Origin of the sequence: Synechococcus sp. H55.8, from assembly GCF_047462375.1 — a bacterium.
Classification (GTDB): Bacteria; Cyanobacteriota; Cyanobacteriia; order Thermostichales; family Thermostichaceae; genus Thermostichus.
This window is the reverse complement of the sequence record NZ_JANSJC010000002.1, coordinates 1-15,977: the sequence shown is the minus strand read 5'-3', so window position 1 is coordinate 15,977 and position 15,977 is coordinate 1. Positions and strand designations below refer to the sequence as shown.

General features: G+C 60.7%; 17 protein-coding genes and 1 pseudogene. 9 read left to right on the top strand and 9 right to left on the bottom strand.

Annotated features, from left to right (window positions below; genetic code table 11):
• Window positions 1-18 precede the first annotated feature (18 nt).
• The 5 genes and pseudogenes from NW862_RS01140 to glmU all read right to left on the bottom strand — a co-directional run.
• Complete coding sequence (locus NW862_RS01140; RefSeq protein ID WP_414333632.1) at window positions 19-1,278, bottom strand: 4-hydroxy-3-methylbut-2-enyl diphosphate reductase; 1,260 nt, start codon at window positions 1,276-1,278, stop codon at window positions 19-21.
• Between the two features lie 164 nt (window positions 1,279-1,442).
• A complete protein-coding gene (locus NW862_RS01135; protein ID WP_414333634.1) occupies window positions 1,443-1,718 on the bottom strand; it encodes a lipopolysaccharide assembly protein LapA domain-containing protein in 276 nt (91 codons plus the stop codon).
• 22 nt (window positions 1,719-1,740) lie between these two features.
• Window positions 1,741-2,208, bottom strand: coding sequence for a pentapeptide repeat-containing protein (locus tag NW862_RS01130; protein WP_414333636.1), 468 nt, complete (start codon window positions 2,206-2,208; stop codon window positions 1,741-1,743).
• A gap of 125 nt (window positions 2,209-2,333) precedes the next feature.
• Window positions 2,334-2,867, bottom strand: coding sequence for a PPC domain-containing DNA-binding protein (locus tag NW862_RS01125; protein WP_414333659.1), 534 nt, complete (start codon window positions 2,865-2,867; stop codon window positions 2,334-2,336).
• Window positions 2,850-4,199, bottom strand: a pseudogene (gene glmU / locus NW862_RS01120) (bifunctional UDP-N-acetylglucosamine diphosphorylase/glucosamine-1-phosphate N-acetyltransferase GlmU); the annotation flags it as partial. The pseudogene glmU and the gene NW862_RS01125, both read right to left, overlap by 18 nt.
• A gap of 133 nt (window positions 4,200-4,332) precedes the next feature.
• Between glmU and NW862_RS01115 the strand changes: the two are divergent.
• The 5 genes from NW862_RS01115 to NW862_RS01095 all read left to right on the top strand — a co-directional run bounded on the left by NW862_RS01115 (window position 4,333) and on the right by NW862_RS01095 (window position 6,902).
• Window positions 4,333-4,761, top strand: coding sequence for an SHOCT domain-containing protein (locus NW862_RS01115; protein WP_414336251.1), 429 nt, complete (start codon window positions 4,333-4,335; stop codon window positions 4,759-4,761).
• Between the two features lie 119 nt (window positions 4,762-4,880).
• Window positions 4,881-5,339 carry an MAPEG family protein gene (locus NW862_RS01110; RefSeq protein WP_414337694.1) on the top strand — a complete coding sequence of 153 codons (459 nt, stop codon included), beginning with the start codon at window positions 4,881-4,883 and terminating at the stop codon, window positions 5,337-5,339.
• A gap of 115 nt (window positions 5,340-5,454) precedes the next feature.
• Complete coding sequence (locus NW862_RS01105) at window positions 5,455-5,724, top strand: hypothetical protein (RefSeq protein ID WP_414333639.1); 270 nt, start codon at window positions 5,455-5,457, stop codon at window positions 5,722-5,724.
• Between the two features lie 35 nt (window positions 5,725-5,759).
• Window positions 5,760-6,440 carry an energy-coupling factor ABC transporter ATP-binding protein gene (locus NW862_RS01100; RefSeq protein ID WP_414333641.1) on the top strand — a complete coding sequence of 227 codons (681 nt, stop codon included), beginning with the start codon at window positions 5,760-5,762 and terminating at the stop codon, window positions 6,438-6,440.
• 249 nt (window positions 6,441-6,689) lie between these two features.
• Entirely contained in the window at window positions 6,690-6,902 is a 213-nt protein-coding gene (locus NW862_RS01095; RefSeq protein ID WP_414333643.1) for a CP12 domain-containing protein, read from the top strand.
• Between the two features lie 219 nt (window positions 6,903-7,121).
• Here NW862_RS01095 and NW862_RS01090 read toward each other — a convergent pair whose 3' ends face one another.
• Window positions 7,122-7,913: an FTR1 family iron permease gene (locus NW862_RS01090; RefSeq protein WP_414333644.1), complete on the bottom strand. Its 792-nt coding sequence runs from the start codon at window positions 7,911-7,913 to the stop codon at window positions 7,122-7,124.
• 49 nt (window positions 7,914-7,962) lie between these two features.
• Entirely contained in the window at window positions 7,963-8,373 is a 411-nt protein-coding gene (msrB, locus tag NW862_RS01085; protein ID WP_414333661.1) for a peptide-methionine (R)-S-oxide reductase MsrB, read from the bottom strand.
• Between the two features lie 428 nt (window positions 8,374-8,801).
• On the opposite strand from msrB, the gene ndhN reads away from it, so the two are divergent.
• The 4 genes from ndhN to chrA all read left to right on the top strand — a co-directional run bounded on the left by ndhN (window position 8,802) and on the right by chrA (window position 13,777).
• The gene (gene ndhN / locus NW862_RS01080; RefSeq protein ID WP_414333646.1) at window positions 8,802-9,245 is read left to right on the top strand and encodes an NAD(P)H-quinone oxidoreductase subunit N; all 444 of its coding nucleotides are present in this window, start codon (window positions 8,802-8,804) and stop codon (window positions 9,243-9,245) included.
• Between the two features lie 92 nt (window positions 9,246-9,337).
• A complete protein-coding gene (locus tag NW862_RS01075; protein WP_414349114.1) occupies window positions 9,338-10,366 on the top strand; it encodes an LdpA C-terminal domain-containing domain in 1,029 nt (342 codons plus the stop codon).
• 15 nt (window positions 10,367-10,381) lie between these two features.
• Window positions 10,382-12,274 carry a R3H domain-containing nucleic acid-binding protein gene (locus NW862_RS01070; protein ID WP_414333649.1) on the top strand — a complete coding sequence of 631 codons (1,893 nt, stop codon included), beginning with the start codon at window positions 10,382-10,384 and terminating at the stop codon, window positions 12,272-12,274.
• Between the two features lie 234 nt (window positions 12,275-12,508).
• Complete coding sequence (chrA, locus tag NW862_RS01065; RefSeq protein WP_414426844.1) at window positions 12,509-13,777, top strand: chromate efflux transporter; 1,269 nt, start codon at window positions 12,509-12,511, stop codon at window positions 13,775-13,777.
• Between the two features lie 77 nt (window positions 13,778-13,854).
• Here the strand turns inward: chrA and lgt are convergent, their stop codons facing one another.
• Window positions 13,855-14,994 (bottom strand): prolipoprotein diacylglyceryl transferase, encoded by a 1,140-nt coding sequence (lgt, locus tag NW862_RS01060; RefSeq protein ID WP_414333653.1) that lies wholly within the window; start codon window positions 14,992-14,994, stop codon window positions 13,855-13,857.
• Between the two features lie 228 nt (window positions 14,995-15,222).
• Window positions 15,223-15,915: a response regulator transcription factor gene (locus tag NW862_RS01055; RefSeq protein WP_414333655.1), complete on the bottom strand. Its 693-nt coding sequence runs from the start codon at window positions 15,913-15,915 to the stop codon at window positions 15,223-15,225.
• Between the last annotated feature and the right edge of the window lie 62 nt (window positions 15,916-15,977).

Below are 15,977 nucleotides of genomic sequence, written 5' to 3'. Positions count from 1 at the left end.
GATCCCGTCATCACACAGTTAGCTAGGGATCCGCTGGGGTTCTTCACGTAGGGCAAAGATGCGCAGAATCACCGCTTCCACAACCCGGTCTGGGGTAGAGGCGCCAGACGTGATGCCGATCTGCACCGGCCCATCGGGTAACCAACCCTCGGTAACAATTGGGTCTTGGTGGAGGGGCTTGTGGCGGATGCGGTTGGGGGGTTGGATGCAGTCGGGGCCATCGATATGGAAAGAGGGCAGCCCCTTGGCCAGGGCAATTTCCTGCAGGTGGGTGGTATTGGAGGAATTGAACCCGCCGATCACCACCACCACGTCCAAGGGCCGCTCCAGCAGCTCGAACATGGCGTCCTGCCGTTCTTGGGTGGCGTTGCAGATGGTGTTGAAGCTCATGAAGTGGTTGTCCAGCTCCTGGGGGCCATATTTGCGCAGCATGGTGGTCTCAAACAGCTTGGCAATGGCGCGGGTTTCCCCTTCCAGCATCGTGGTTTGGTTGGCGATGCCAATCCGCTCCAGATCCCGATCCGGATCGAAGCCGGGAGAGGTGGCCTTGCCGAAGCGCCGCCGAAATTCTGCCGCATCTCCGCCTTGCAAAATGTAGCGGGCGACCCATTGCGCTTCTTCCAGGTTCAGCACCACCAGATATTTTTGGGCAAAGGAGCTGGTGGCCACGGTTTCTTCGTGGTTGTACTTGCCGTGGATGACAGAGGTGAATTGGGCGGCGCGGTGCTTGTCCACCTGGTTCCAGACGCGGGACACCCAGGGGCAGGTGGTATCGACGATCTCATTGCCCTGCGACCGGAAAAACGCCATCTCCGATACGCTGGCCCCAAAGGCAGGCCAGATCACCACGTCCTCGGGCCGGATCTGGGAAAAGTCCTTGTTGCCGTCGGGGCCTTTTTCCACAAAGCGGATCCCCATCTCCTGCAGGTGGCGGTTGACCAGAGGGTTGTGGATGATCTCGTTGGTGATCCAGATCTGGCGATCCGGAAAGCGGCGCCGCGCCTCGTAGGCATATTCCACCGCCCGTTCCACCCCCCAGCAGAAGCCAAACGCCTTGGCCAGATGGATGGTGATATCCCCCTGTTGATAGCGGTAAGACTGGGCGCGGATCTGCTCCACCAGAGGGCTTTTGTAGGTGGTTTGCAGCTCCCGTTGGGCCTGGTCTTTGTGCTCCTCAAACCCCTTGGCAAAGTAGGTGCTGGAGCTGCGCAGAGCCTTGCGCAGGGCGCGGGGATCTTCGGGGAAGGTGTTCGGAGAAGAAGCTTGAGAATGAGGCATGGTGGTTACTCGTGCTTGCGCCGCTGGTGCCATAAGGATCCTTTCTCAGCTTACGCCCTATCTTAAAGGCGTGCGCCAACCCGGCAGCCGGATAACCTACCCAAATCGGACAGGATCCCGGACTCAAACCCCAAAGGCCAGGGCAACTCCCGCAAGATGGCGCTCTAGGCAGGCGGCTGATCCTGCCTTTCCAGTTGCTGCAGCCGTTCCTGGAGCTGGCGGGCAGTCAGAGAAAAACTGCGCCCCGGCCAAAGAAGAGAGCCCAGCCCCGCCGTCAACAGCCCCAGGCCGATGGCCGCGGCGATGAGCAATCCCAGCGGCAGCTCCACCGAGCGCCACATTAAAAAATGGACGGTCAGGGGAGTGGGGTTTTGTCCGGCCAGGACTGCCACTCCCAAAGCCAGCAGCACCGTCAAGACCAAGTGGAACAGCAGCAACATGAGGGATCCCGTCGCAACAGTTCTATTCTGCCTTGCTGGCCGACGGAGCAGGCCAGGGCCGCACTGTGCCATCGGGCAGGATGGCGCCGCTTAGGTCGGCACCGGTCAGCACCGCTCCGCCTATTTTTGCCCCGCTCAGGTCGGATCCCTGCAGTTGCGCACGGGTTAACTTGGCTTCCCACAGGTAGGCCCCGTGCAAGTTGGCTTCCCGCAAATCGGCAAAGCTGAGATCGGCGCCAATGAGGTTGGCTTCCCAAAGGTTGGCACCGCGCAGGTTGGCCCCCATCAGGTTGGCGGAGCTGAGATCGGCTCCACGCAGATCCGCCTCCTGCAAGTTAACCCCGCTCAGCTTGCCAAAGGAAAGGTTGGCCCCTCTCAGATTCACCCCCTGCAGGGTGGCGCGTACCAGATCCACGCCCACCAGGTTGGATTCTTGAAAGTTGCGCTCGCCGGCGGCATAGTTTGCCAGCAGCTCATCTGCAGTGGTCATTCGGGGCATGGCCGGGTACCCCCAATCGCCGAGTTTATTCAGCAACCCTTGATTGCCAAACGAGGTGCTGATGACTCAATGCTAGATGTTGGCCATTATACCGTCTATCTACAGCCGCTCGCGGCTCACGGCGGGCAAGAAGGGATCCCCGCCGTTGTCTCATCTGCCCTCTGGGGAGAGGGCGGGGTTGCTTCTGCCACCTTTTGGATGTGCAGCTCCAAGTAGCCGGTGGCCGGATCCGGCTGACGGGAGAAGCGGTACTCCAGGCTGTCGGCAAGGACAATCTCGGCGGTGGTGTAGATGAGGCAGCCAGGGCGCAGGTGCCCTCCCCAAGTTCGGCCTTGGGCATCGGCAACAGCCAGATGGAGATGGACGCCGTCCGGGCACAGGGATCCGCTCAGGGACAGGATCTCCAGGCATTCCGACAAGAGGTGATCCTCTGTTTGGTCAGCCAGGCGCAGGGTGGCTTGGCTGAGGCTGCCGACGGCGCTGAGGACAAAGGCTGCCTGCAAAGGTTGTTGGCGGGCAAAGCGCTCCAGCTCCTGCTTGAGGTCTTGGCCGGGCAGCAGGCGTAGGGGGTAGATCTTGAGGGATCCCGTGGGTAGAGGCTGTTGGCGCTCAGCAGCAGCGCTCCCCGGTCGCCAGCCGGGCTTGACCACCGGGTAGGCACGGGCAATCACCAGGCAGTCGTCAGGCACAGGGTAGCGGGCAGGAATGGTGGAGCCGGCGGCAATGGTGACATCGGATCCCACCTTGAGGGGGGCCACCAGCACCGAGTTGGCGCCGGTCTTGCTGCGATCGCCGATTTCTGTGAAGTGCTTCTGCTGGCCGTCGTAGTTGGCGATGATCGTGCCGGCGCCGATGTTGACCTGGGATCCCAGCTTGGCGTCACCCAGGTAGGCCAGGTGGGCGGCGTTGGTGTGGGAGCCAATCTGGGTGTTTTTAACTTCCACAAAGTTGCCGATGCGGCAGCCGTCGCCAATCTGGCTGTGGGGACGCACATGGGCGTAGGGGCCTACCCAGACGCGATCCCCAATCTGGCTGTGGCTGACCACCGAGTAGAGAATGTGGCAATCGGAGCCGATGGTGCTGGACTCGATCCAACTGCCCGGCCCCAGGCGGGTGCGCGGCCCGATGCGGCACCTCCCGCGCAGGTGGGTTTGGGCTTCGATCACCACATCGGGGGCCAATTCCACCGTCTCTTCCAGGCTGCTGCTCTCGGGATCCACAAAGGTGACCCCGGCTTCCATCCAAGCTTCCTTGAGGCGATCCTGCAAAATCTGGTGGGCCTGGGCCAGTTGGCGGCGGTCGTTGATGCCCACAATTTCTTGCGGGTCGGCAACATCCAGGGCGATGGCTTTGCTCACCCGCTTGACGGCATCGGTTAAGTAGTACTCCTGCTGGGCGTTGTTCCGCTCCAAACTCGGCAGCACCCGGGCCAGGGCCGGCCAATGGAAACAGTAGACGCCGCTGTTGATGCGGCGATTTTGCCGTTGGGCCGGGGTGCAGTCCCGCTCTTCCACCAACTCCAGGATCCGCTGTTGAGCATCGCAAAACACCCGCCCATAGCCATAGGGATCCACCACCTGAGCCGAGAGCAAGGTCACATCCGGCTGGACTTGGCGGTGGCGTTCCACCAGCGCCTGCAGGGTTTCCACCCGCAACAGAGGCACATCCCCGTTGACCACCAGCAGATCCCCCTGAAAATCGTCCAGGACGGGTAGAAGCTGCTGCACCGCGTGTCCGGTGCCCAGTTGCTGGGCCTGCTCCACAAATTCGACCGGGTACTCCCGCAGGGTCTGTCGCACCTGCTCCTGCCCGTAACCCACGATCACCAAACAGCGCTGGGGCTTTAAGGTCAGCACCGTGCGCAGCAGCCGCTCGATCAAAGACAGGGATCCCAGCTTGTGCAGCACCTTGGGCAATTGCGACCGCATGCGGGTGCCCTTGCCCGCTGCCAGGATCGCCACCGCCAGCTCCCGCTCTGCCATCTTTGCCCTCCGATCTGCCCCCATCAAGTATACGCGGCAGTTGCTTGCCCAACCTGGAGCTGGTGTTCCCTCCCCCTCTGCCAAGCCCTGGGAAACTGCGCTAGCCTGGTGGCACGTGTAGGTGGGGCAGGGTATGGCCGAGAGCGAGGGCTCCGATACCCCTCTTCAAAAACGTCAGCGCTTGGTTCGCGAGGCAGCCGGCTGGCTGGCAGTGCTGGGGGTGCTGATCCCAGGGCTGCAGCGTTTTTACATGGGCCACAAGCGCTGGGGCTGGGTGTACTTGCTGGTGGGGCTGATGGTGTTGGTTCCCTCTATTCCCCTGCAGATCCTCAGCTATGGGCTACGAGCGCTCTGCCTGCTGGAAGGGCTATGGTTGCTCACCATGACCAATGAGGACTTCGATTTTCGCTTCAACCGGGATCTCATCGAGCTGGACTGGACCAGTGCGCAAGATCGGGAAGTCCGGGATCCCGAGCAGCAGTTGCAAAGTCAGTTGCAGCAAGGCTTGATCACCCGCGCTGAATATGAGGAGCGCCGCCGACAAATCCGCAGGATCTCCTAGGTCGAGCATTCCAGCTTCTGCTCAGGCCGCAAGTCCGATAGGATAATCGTCTGGGTGTTATTTTTCTCAGCAGTAGCCCCTACCCAAGTCGGGCTTTTTCCACTCTTCTGCCTGTCTGTATGTTGCCAAGTCTTCCTCTCGCAGCCGTTCCCCTCTTCTCCATCGCGGCAGCCATGCTCTTGGTCTACTTGCCCATGGGGGTGGTGGGCTATGCGCGGGCCCGCGTCGGCTACGACCTGCATGCGCCTCGGGCTATGTTCGATAGGCTACCCCCCTACGGCCAGCGGGCCACCTGGGCCCATGCCAACGGGTTTGAGACTTTTGGGATGTTTGCCTCAGCGGCGTTGATCGCCTACATCACCGGCCCTCACCCGGATCCCTGGTCTTTTGGCCTCAGCGGCGACGAAGGGGTAGCTGTGCTGTGTGGGGTGTTTCTGCTGGCACGGCTGCTCTACAACTTCTTCTACATCGCTGACATCCCCATCGGGCGATCCCTCTCCTTTTTGGCCGGATCCCTGGCCACCTTGGGCCTGTTGCTGATCAGCCTGCTGCCTTTTCTCGGCGGGAGCTTGGCCTAAGCTGGCGAGGGAAGTTCCCCCGTCATTTTTTGATCCTGCCGGTACCCTGGCTCAACCTGCAATACTGGAAAAGGATGGCGTCCCCTATCCACGGCCCACTACGCAACGGTCAGCCATGTATACTCTGGAATTGCTTCTGAAAGGGAACCCTGCCCCCATCGTTGTCCACCAAAAAGAGGAGGAAGCGGCCAACCGGGCCTACCAAAGCATAGTCAATGCTTTGCAGAACGGCTCCCCTCAGAGCTTGGAGCTGACCTGCGACCGCACCGGCAAAAAGGTGTTCCTGCTCACCGGCGAGCTGTGTGGTGTGCAAATGACCTCTAAGTCGGGTGGCGCCAGCCCCATGGGAGCCCGTCCCGGTTTTTTGGCCCAGTTGCAAGGCTGAGGACGGCTCTTTTCTCTCTACCGCCAGGGATCCCCATGTCTGAGGTGGCCATTCGGGTGGAGAGCTTGACCTTTGCCTGGCCGGAACGTCCGCCGGTCTTGCAGGGGTGCAGTTTTGCCATTCCCAAGGGCCAGTTGTGGATGCTGTTGGGGCCCAATGGCAGCGGCAAGTCCACCCTGTTACAACTGTTGTCCGGATCCCTGACCCATCCCCAGCCTCTTTCAGGTCACCTGGAAATTTGTGGTCGGCTGGGCTATGTGTTTCAAAACCCGGATCACCAACTGTTCATGCCCACAGTGGGGGCCGATGTGGCCTTTGGCTTGGGGGCAGAGGCTCTGGCTTGGGCGGAAATTCACCGGCGGGTGGAAACAGCCTTGGAACAGGTGGGACTCAAGCACCTGATCCGCCGGCCCATCCACGGCCTCAGCGGCGGACAGAAGCAACGGGTGGCGGTGGCGGGGGCCTTGGCCCGACGCAGCGAAGTGCTGCTTTTGGACGAGCCGACCGCTCTGTTGGATCCCGATAGCCAGGCGGAGTTGCTGCGCTGCATCCGTCAACTGGTGGATCAAGAGGGCATCACCGCCCTCTGGGTCACCCATCGGCTGGCGGAACTGGAGTGGGCGGACGGAGTAATTTTCCTCTCCGAAGGACGGGTGCGCTATCAGGGATCCCCAGAGCAGGTGCGGCAACAAATCGGGCAACTGTTTGACGCCTAAGGGATCCCTGCGATCCCAAAGAGATCGCAAAAGGGTGGCTGCACCTCGCCGGCGCCCCTGTCTAGAATAGGTAATGTATGCACGTGTTCAATTCGATTGACACAGGGTCATTATCCTGGACTCATTCCCCACTTGGATTGGCTGGTTCCCACCAGTTGATCCTCAGCCACATCCGATCCCTGCTGACCTGCGTCAATCGGCTATCCAGCGGGCCATCGGCCCCATCTAGTCTAAAGGAGCCTTGAGACCATGGGACTGTCTGAAGTCATCGCCAAAGAACTGGAAAATGCTCGCAACGTCTGCTCTGAGTACGGCGAAGGGGATCCCCACTGCCGTGCCGCTTGGGATGCCGTTGAGGAGGTGCTGGCAGCCCGCAGCCACCAGCCCAAAACTCCCAGCAGCCTGGAGCAGCACTGCGCCGAAAACCCAGATGCCGTCGAGTGCCGGGTTTACGACACCTAGTTCCTGGGAGCCCTGCAGATGATCTCGGTTGATTGCGTAGCGATCGACGGGGCTTGCTGCTGGGGATCCCTAGCCAGATTCACCAGCCTGCCGGATCCTTGCCGGTAGGCTTTGCCCTTCGCGGCTAGAAGGCCACTTTTGGCTGCCATCCATCGAAGCTAGGATCGGAACTCTCCAGAAGGTCGATGGGATCCCCACCGCCTTTGCAGGAGCGTCTTTTCACGAAGAAAGTTTTTGGGCCGAATGAGCCCGAACCCACAAGACAAAGGCTAGCGCCAGCAGCACCAGTTGGGGGAGCAGCGTCTGCCAAGTGGGATACAGGCCCAGCCAGCGCAACTTTGGGATCCCGATGAGAGGGGTGACCGGCAGCCAGTCCGCCACCTGCAAAGCGTGCAGGCCACTACCCAGAAACTTAAAGCCCAAATAGAAAACCAGCAGACTGAGGCCCCGGAAAAAAGCTCGCAGCGGCAATCTCAGCCCCACCTGCAGCAGCAGGATCGCCACCCCCACCAACATCAGGGATCCCAGTCCGATCCCCAGCCAAAATTCTTTTGCCGGCAGGGCGGGGGCCAACCCCACATAAAACAACACCGTTTCCGCCCCCTCGCGAAACACCGCCATAAACGCCAGGGAAGCCAAAGAAAAAACCTGGCCGGTGGCCAGTGCCGCCTGCGCTTGTTCTTGCACAAAGGTTTGCCAAGAAGCCACTGCAGCCCGGCGGTGCAACCAAAGGCTGACCGAAAACAACAAGCCTGCCGCCACCAGCCCAGTGATCCCCTCCAGCACCTCTTGCCGCGTGTGGGTGAGCAACTGCTGGAAAAACAGCTTCACCAGCAGACCCAGCATCACCGCTGCCAGCAAGCCTGCGGATCCTCCCAGCCACACCCAGCGCTGCTGAGCCGACTGCCCGCTCTTGCCCAAAAGCGCCAGCAGCGCCACCAACACCAGGAGAGCCTCCAGGCCCTCCCGCAGCAAAATCGAAGCGGCATCCAGGAAGGTGTAGTCGGACATCAGTTCACCCAGACAGGCGGCTCAATTCTGTCCGGAGCCAAGAGGGTTTCTAGGTGGTGGCCGGAATGAACTTGAGGGCAGCAGAGTTCATGCAGTAGCGCAAACCCGTGGGCGGGGGGCCATCCCGAAACACATGCCCCAGATGCCCACCGCAGTTAGAGCAGTGCACTTCTGTGCGGGGCACGAACAACTTCCAATCCGTCTTGGTACCGATCACATGGGGAGCAATCGGCTCCCAAAAGCTGGGCCAACCGGTGCCACTGTCGTACTTGGCTGCCGAGGAAAACAGCTCCTGCCCACAGCCGGCACAGACGTAAATGCCTGCGGCCTTGTTGTCGTAGTAGGCATTGCGGAAAGGAGGCTCCGTGCCCTCCTGGCGCAGCACATAGTACTGCTCTTCGGTGAGCAGTTGCCGCCATTCGGCATCGGTTTTGGTGACGGGATAGGTCTGTTGAGCCATTGCTCGTTGCTCTCCTACCAAGCTAAGGGATCCTGGGATGAACCCAGCCACGGTCAAAGTCAATAGCTTGCGTCGTCGCATGAGAGGTTCATCCATCCTCACCGTCTAAACAGCGGAAGGAGCCATCGCCAACCCGTTCTCTACTTGGCTGAGGGGGATCCGTCCGCTTTTGTCCGCTGGCTGTTGTTGGAGGATTGCCAGCAGATTGTCTTTATCTTAACTCTTCTTCTTTACGAACAGCCGCGTAAAGCCTCCGGTTTCCAACCGGGGGAGTGTCCAGTCCTTTTCCCCTCTTCCCGAAAGCTGAGCAGGTATCCATCTATGGGTTCTATCGGCAGCTTTTATCCTCAGCCTGAGGCGTAATCCCGTTACAATTAAGCTCGAGCAAGCTGCTTGTCCAACTCTAGACGAGTAATGGAGTTCTTCCTATGCTGCTGGTCGGCTCAGGCGCACGGTTTGTGCAGCAACTGGAGCAATCTGGGGCTCTGGCCATCTTTGTGACCCCAGAAGGGGGATCCGAAGGGCATTACCTGCGGCGGCTGCGCGGAGCCGGGTATGAGGTGGTCACGCTCTCCAGCAAAGGAATCGGAGATCTGGCGAGCTATTTGACGTGCAGTCATGGGGTACGGCCTGCCACGCTGGGCAAATCGGAGCGGCGCACCTATTTTTTCCCGGCGTTGATCGAGCAGTATCGAGCCACCTTGCCCGCGAAGGCGAAAGGATTGGTGTTTTGGTTTTACGAGGGGCATGTGCTCAGCCAACAGGAACTCTCTTACCTGGTGAAGCTGAGCCGGGAAGACAAGGGGGTCAAATTTGTCGTGGAGCTGGGCCGAGAGCGCTCCATTCGCTGGCAACCTCTGCAAAGCGCCTGAGCATCTTCTCAGGATCCTGGAAAATTCTCTGCTACCATCTCAGATAGATGGCCTGCAGCTCAGAACCATCCTGCTAGCGGCTTCTCTCACCTGTGACCTTGCCAACCGCCTCGCTGCAACAGGGTACTTGGTTTAAGCTGATCTGTGGCGCAAGTTTTCACCACTTGCCCTCGGTTCGCGAGCTGGCTTTTCTCTACACGCTGGCTGGGGCAGATTGCATTGACGTCGCTGCCGATCCCGCCATTGTGCGGGCTGCTCAACAAGGGATCCAATGGGCCCAAGCCGAAGATCCCCGGGCGCGCTCCCCTTGGGTGATGGTCAGTGTCAATGACGGGGAAGATGTGCACTTCCGTAAGGCGGTGCTGACGGCTCCGGTCTGTCCTGCCGACTGCCCCCAGCCGTGTCTGGCCGTCTGTCCTCCCCATGCTTTGACACAGGCAGCCCTTCCTGCCCAAGTCCACATTCAGGCAGAGCTGTGCTATGGCTGTGGGCGCTGTGAGCCGGTTTGCCCCCACCGGCGCATTGCCACCTGCGGCTATCAAGTTGCTTTGGCAGAGGTGTTGCCGCCTTTGCTCGAGTTGGGCATTCAGGCAGTGGAGATCCACACCTGCATCGGTCGTCAGAGGTCATTCGAGCAACTGTGGGGATCCCTGAAGCCCTGGCTACCTCACCTCCAGGCAATCTCGATTAGCTTTAACGATGGCCCGGGCCTGGAGGCCTACTTGAGGGATCTGCTGGCCCTGATGGATCCCTTGCCGGAGGTGTTGATCTGGCAGGTGGATGGCCGGCCCATGAGTGGCGATATTGGCGCTGGCACCGGCAAAGCCACCCTGAAGTTGGCCCAAAAGGTGCTGGCCATGGGTTTGCCCGGCTATGTGCAACTGGCGGGCGGAACCAATGCCCAAACGGTGTCGCTGTTGGATCCCGATTGGCCGGTGGCGGGGGTGGCCTTTGGCAGCTACGCACGACAGTTGGTAGCGGCCCATCTGGAAGGGCCGAGCCCAGCGGAGCCAGGATGCAATCCTGGATTGGCGGCGGGGATCCCGTTGGCCAAGCAGTTGGTGCAGCAAGTGAAGCGGCGATCCATTGCTTGCAAACAAACCTGTTTTTCCTGCGTTTAGTGACCTTGCTCAGCCATGAGTTTTCCCGCACAGCCCTCAACCCCAAATCCGTTGGCGGATCCGCACCGCTTACGCGAACACACTGGCTTTCCCGGCCAGGTTCAATACAGCGACGACTTGAGCAAACTTCTGGATATCCTGCCGGCTCCGATTCGCGAGCGCCTAGAGCAGCATCCCCACCTGGATCGATTGGTAGAAGTGGTGATGGATTTGGGTCGCCGCCCCGAAGCCCGCTTCCTTGGCTTTGCCGATTACCTCTCAGAAGAGGTGATCACCCGAGCCGACTTGGATCAAGTGATCAGTCGGGTTGGAGAGTTCAGCGGTGACAACCGGGCGGGCATCGCCTCTACCCTGCATCGCATCAGTGCCATTCGCAACCGCCAAGGCACGATCATCGGTCTCACCTGTCGGGTGGGTCGCTGCGTTATCGGCGTCATCAGCATGATCCGCGACTTGGTGGAGCAGGGTCGCTCCATGCTGTTGCTGGGCCGACCGGGGGTGGGTAAAACCACGGCTTTGCGGGAAATTGCCCGCGTGCTGGCGGATGAGCTGGGCAAACGAGTGGTTATTATCGACACCTCCAATGAGATCGCCGGCGATGGCGACGTGCCCCACCCGGGTATTGGCCGAGCCAGACGGATGCAGGTGGCCAGCCCAGAGCTGCAGCACAAGGTGATGATCGAGGCTGTGGAAAACCACATGCCCGAGGTGGTGGTCATCGACGAGATCGGCACCGAATTGGAAGCCTTGGCCTCTCGCACCATCGCCGAACGGGGGGTACAACTGGTGGCCACCGCCCACGGCAACCGCATCGACAACCTGATCAAAAATCCCACCCTCTCGGACTTGGTAGGCGGGATCCAATCCGTCACCTTGGGAGATGAGGAGGCACGGCGACGGGGCTCTCAAAAGAGTGTCTTGGAGCGCAAAGCCCCACCCACGTTTGAGATTGCCGTCGAAATGCTGGAGCGATCCCGCTGGGTCATCCATGAAGATGTGGCCGCCACCGTGGATCGCCTCCTGCGCAACCGCGAGCCCCTGACCCAAACGCGCAGCCTGGACGAACACGGCCAGGTGGTGATCGAGCGCCCGGCTCTAGCCGGCCCCCAATGGCCCCCTGCAGGTGCAGCACGGGAGCGAGGTGGATGGCGGCGCTCTGGACGGATGGAAGCTCTGCCCAAGGACTCCGTCCCGCTAACGCGATCAGAACCGCTCGAAGGTTGTTCGCGACAGCGAGGAGAGCCAAGCCTGCTCTTGGACAAGCGGGAGGACGCTGTCCCGCCGACGCCGGCGGGATCCCATCCTGCGGTTCAGGTCGTGGCTGAATCCGGAGCAGCCGAAGAGGAAGAAGATTTGGACTGGGAGGGATCCGCTCTGGCTCCAGCAGAGCGGCAGTGGGATCCGGATGAGCCGCTGATGATCTACCCCTACGGAGTGAGCCGCTTCCATCTGGAGCAGGTGATCCAGACTTTGAAACTGCCGGCGGAGGTCACCAAAGACCTGGATGGGGCAGATATTGTCTTGGCTTTGCGATCCCAGGTGCGCAGCCGCTCCAAGATCCAGCAACTGGCCCACTCCCGCCAGATCCCGATTCATACTGTTAAGGCCAATACTTTGATCGCCCTGGCCCGCGCCCTGCGCCACATCCTCAACATCGAAAGCGAAGACGGATCTGATTCCGACCTGGAGCTGTTCATTCGCGCCAGCTCGGGCGACGAAACGGAAGCTCTGGAAGAGGCCCGCCTGGCAGTGGAGCAGATCGTCATTCCCAAGTCTCAGCCGGTGGAACTTTTGCCCCGTTCGCCTCTGATCCGCAAGCTCCAACACCAGTTGGTGGAACATTATCACCTGCGGGCCCAAAGCTTTGGGGAAGAGCCCAACCGCCGCTTGCGCATTTATCCCAACTAGAGCAACTCGACAACTTAGCCGGCTAGCCCAAGCGCTCTGCGCCGCTGCCCTCACCCCCGGCCCCTCTCCCTGAGGAACGACCCAAGCGCTCCGCGCCGCTAGCGCGAACACCCCCGGCCCCTCTCCCTGAGGAACGACCCTCACCCCCGGCCCCTCTCCCTGAGGGAGAGGGGAGTTAGGGATCGACGTAACCAACCATTGGATGCCAGGATAAGCGGGTGCCAAGCCTTGGCGATGTCTCCTCAGTCCTCTCCCGGCCAGTCTCCTGGGGTGGCAAGTGGTCTGCCCGATCCCTTGCCCCCTCTTTCGACGCGACTAAAGGAAATTGCTGCGGTGTTCTTGCGGCTGGGATCCCTGGGGTTTGGCGGCCCACAAGCTCACATTGCCATGCAACACGATGAGGCGGTGATCCGGCGGGGCTGGATGAGCCAGGAGCAATTTGCCGAAGGGGTGGGCCTGTGTGAACTGTTGCCGGGGCCGGCTTCTACCCAGATGGGGATCTATGTTGGCTATGTGCGGGCAGGCTGGTTGGGGGCGGTGCTGGCGGGCTTTTGCTTCATCGCGCCGGCTTTTGTGATCGAGGTGATTTTTTCTTGGCTTTATTTTCGCTTTCAGGGGGTGCCACAGCTAGAGGGGCTATTTTTTGGGGTGGCCCCGGTGGTAATCGCCATTGTCTTGGCCTTTTGCTGGAAGCTGGGCCGCAAGGCGGTGCAAGACTGGAGCCGGGGGCTGATCGCGGTGGCGGCTTTTGCTCTGCTGCTAAGAGGGGTGAACATCCTGGTGTTGTTTGGGCTGGCGGCGCTGGTGGGGTTGGTGCTCTACGGGCCAAGGAGCCCTTTGCCAGGGATCCCAGCTCTGCTGCCGGGGCCGGTGTTGATGTTGGCCCAGACGGTGGGGGCCGCGGTTCCGCCAGAAACCCTAGCCGTGAGCAGCTTTTGGGGGCTGGAGCGCATTGGCACTTACTTCTGGCCTTTGACGCTGTTTTTTTTCAAGGTGGGCAGTGCCATCTTCGGGGGAGGGTTGGTGATCATTCCCTTCATCGCCGACGAAGTGGTGGATCAGTTGGGCTGGTTGACGCCAGCGGAGTTTTTGGATGGGGTGGCCATTGGGCAGTTTACCCCCGGCCCGGTGGTGCTGACGGCAGCTTTCATCGGCTACAAGGTGGCGGGGGTGTTGGGGGCGCTGACGGCGACGGTGGCGATCTTTGCCCCTTCTTTTGCCTTTATTTTGCTGGCAGCACCGCTGTTGCTGCGCATACGGCGCAACGCTTGGGTGAAGGGATTCCTGCAAGCCATCACCCCAACCGCGCTGGGGGCGGTTGCCGCAGCCACAGTGCCTCTGGCCCAAAAGGCGCTGCTACAAGAAACAACAGCAGCCTCGTTGATGGCCTTGGGGATCGGTGGGGCGGCCTTGATCGCCCTGCTGCGCTTCCGGCAGCCCACGTGGCTGTTGGTGATGGCTGGAGCGGGGTTGGGCTTGCTGGCCCGCAGCCTGTTGGCCTAGGTGCTTTTGCTTTGGATTCCTGGATCCCCTCTCTATTATGAAGAGAGCCTAACTCGCGCTTGCTGGGATTGACAGCGCTAACTTGCCTGGGGAAGCCCTTCTCCAGCGGGATCCCGGCCTTCCAGACGGCAGAACAGTTGCCGTATCAACAGCTCCCGTTGGCCCAGCGAGAGATGGGGGGCAAGGGTGCTTGGAAAGTGGGGCATGGCCAGAGTAACGCGATCCAGCAAGTCGGCGCGGCGGTGCTTTTGCTGGATGGCCCAAGCCCGCTGCACAAGATCTGCGGCTGTTCCCAGCTCCAGCCCTGCTCGTTCGGCCAGCCAAGCGGCCAATTGCTCCAAATCGGGGTCGAAGCGCAGCCGGTACATGTAGATCAGCATGCCAATCCCAAGCACTAGGCCTACAGCGCTGGCCACATAGGCAGCCTTGATGGAGGTTCCCGGCAGATAGGCCACCGCCGAGACGCGCAAGATTTCATAGGGGATGCGAATTAAGCTGTAGCCGACGACATAGGTCCAAACCCAGGTGCCATCTTTGAGTTTGGGAAAGCGCCAGAACATCCCCATCAAGAGGGCAAACAGAACCAGGTTGAGGACGCTTTCGTAGAAAAAGATGGGGTGAAAAAACTCAAACTGGCTGTATTGCGGCTCGCGGGCTTGGGGCGGGATGTACACCCGCAAGGGCCATCTGCTGTCGGGGAGAATGGGGGCCCCGTAGGCCTCGGAGTTAAAAAAATTGCCCCAGCGCCCGATGGCTTGGCCCAAAATTAACCCTGGCGTGAGCACATCGGCGTACTTCCAGCCGTTGATCCCGGTGGCGCGGCAATAGAGGTAAAGAGCAAGCGCGCCGGCCAGCACGCCACCGTGAATGATGATGCCTCCCCGCCAGATGGCGAAGGCCGAGAGGGGATCGTCCCTGAACTCCGACCAGTGGGTGAGGACGTAGTAGAGGCGGGCGCCCAGAAACCCGGACACCACCAGCCACAGGGCTAGGATCTCGACCCGTTCGCTGGCCTTGCCGGGCTCTTTCTCCAAATGGCGAGCCTCTGCCAGGGCTTTGGTCAGGAGCAGGCCGACCAACACGGCAATAGCCATCAGCAGGCCGTACCAGCGCAGCCCCAGCCCACCTACCAGAGGGGTTTCGGGGGGAAAACGGAAGACAAACTCTCCCGGTGAGCTGAAGGTAAGGCCCAGCAGACCTGCACTCCATGGATTCATCGACAACACCCTCTGCACCCCAAAATCCCCCAATTCAGTTCCAGCAGTCGGCTTCCATCAACCTCACCTGCCAGCAGGACGAAATCCTCTCCGGGTTCTTTGCTCCAGTTTTGAGCAGCCGTTCCCGCACCTCGATAGGGATCCATTCTTCCCGATCTTGCCACAGCAGCGATCCCCCTCAGGCTGCCCAGGCCATTCTTCTGGGGGATGTCGGCCTCAGTCGCGCTTCTAGTCCCGCAACACGTAGCCTACCCCGCGCACCGTCTGGATGAGGCGCTTCTCTCCTGGGCCTTCGATCTTGAGACGCAAGTAGCGGATATAGACCTCGATGATGTTGGAATCGCCCGTAAAGTCATAGCCCCACACATGCTCCAAAATCTGTTGGCGGCTGAGCACCTGGCGGGGGTGTTCCATCAAGTAGCGCAGCAGGTCGTATTCCTTGGCCGTCAGCTCCACCTGCCGCCCTCCCCGGCTCGCCTGCCGCGTCACTGGATCCAGCGTCAAATCCATAAACACCAACCGACCGTCACGGGATCCCTTGGGGTGCTGCAAATAGATCCGTATCCGCGCCAGCAACTCCTGAAGGCTAAAGGGTTTCACTACGTAATCATCCGCGCCGGCATCCAGCCCTGCCACCCGATCTGCCACCTCATCACCGGCGGTCATCAGTACCACGGGCACGCGGCTGCCCATCAAGCGCAGTTGCCGACAAACTTCCAACCCCGAGATCCCGGGCAACAGCCAGTCCAGCAGCACCAAGTCGGGGTTCTGGTCGCGGGCTGCCGCCAACCCTGCCGTGCCATCGCCGACCACACTGACCCGATACCCCTCATAGGTCAGCTCAGTTTCCAGGAAACGGGCCAGTTTGGCCTCATCTTCGATCACCAGAATGTGGGCTGAGGAGGATTCCGGTTCCGGCATATTCTCTCCTCAAAAGAAGAGGTGGGAAACTTGCTCACTGCCCACCAGCATACCCTAGCCGT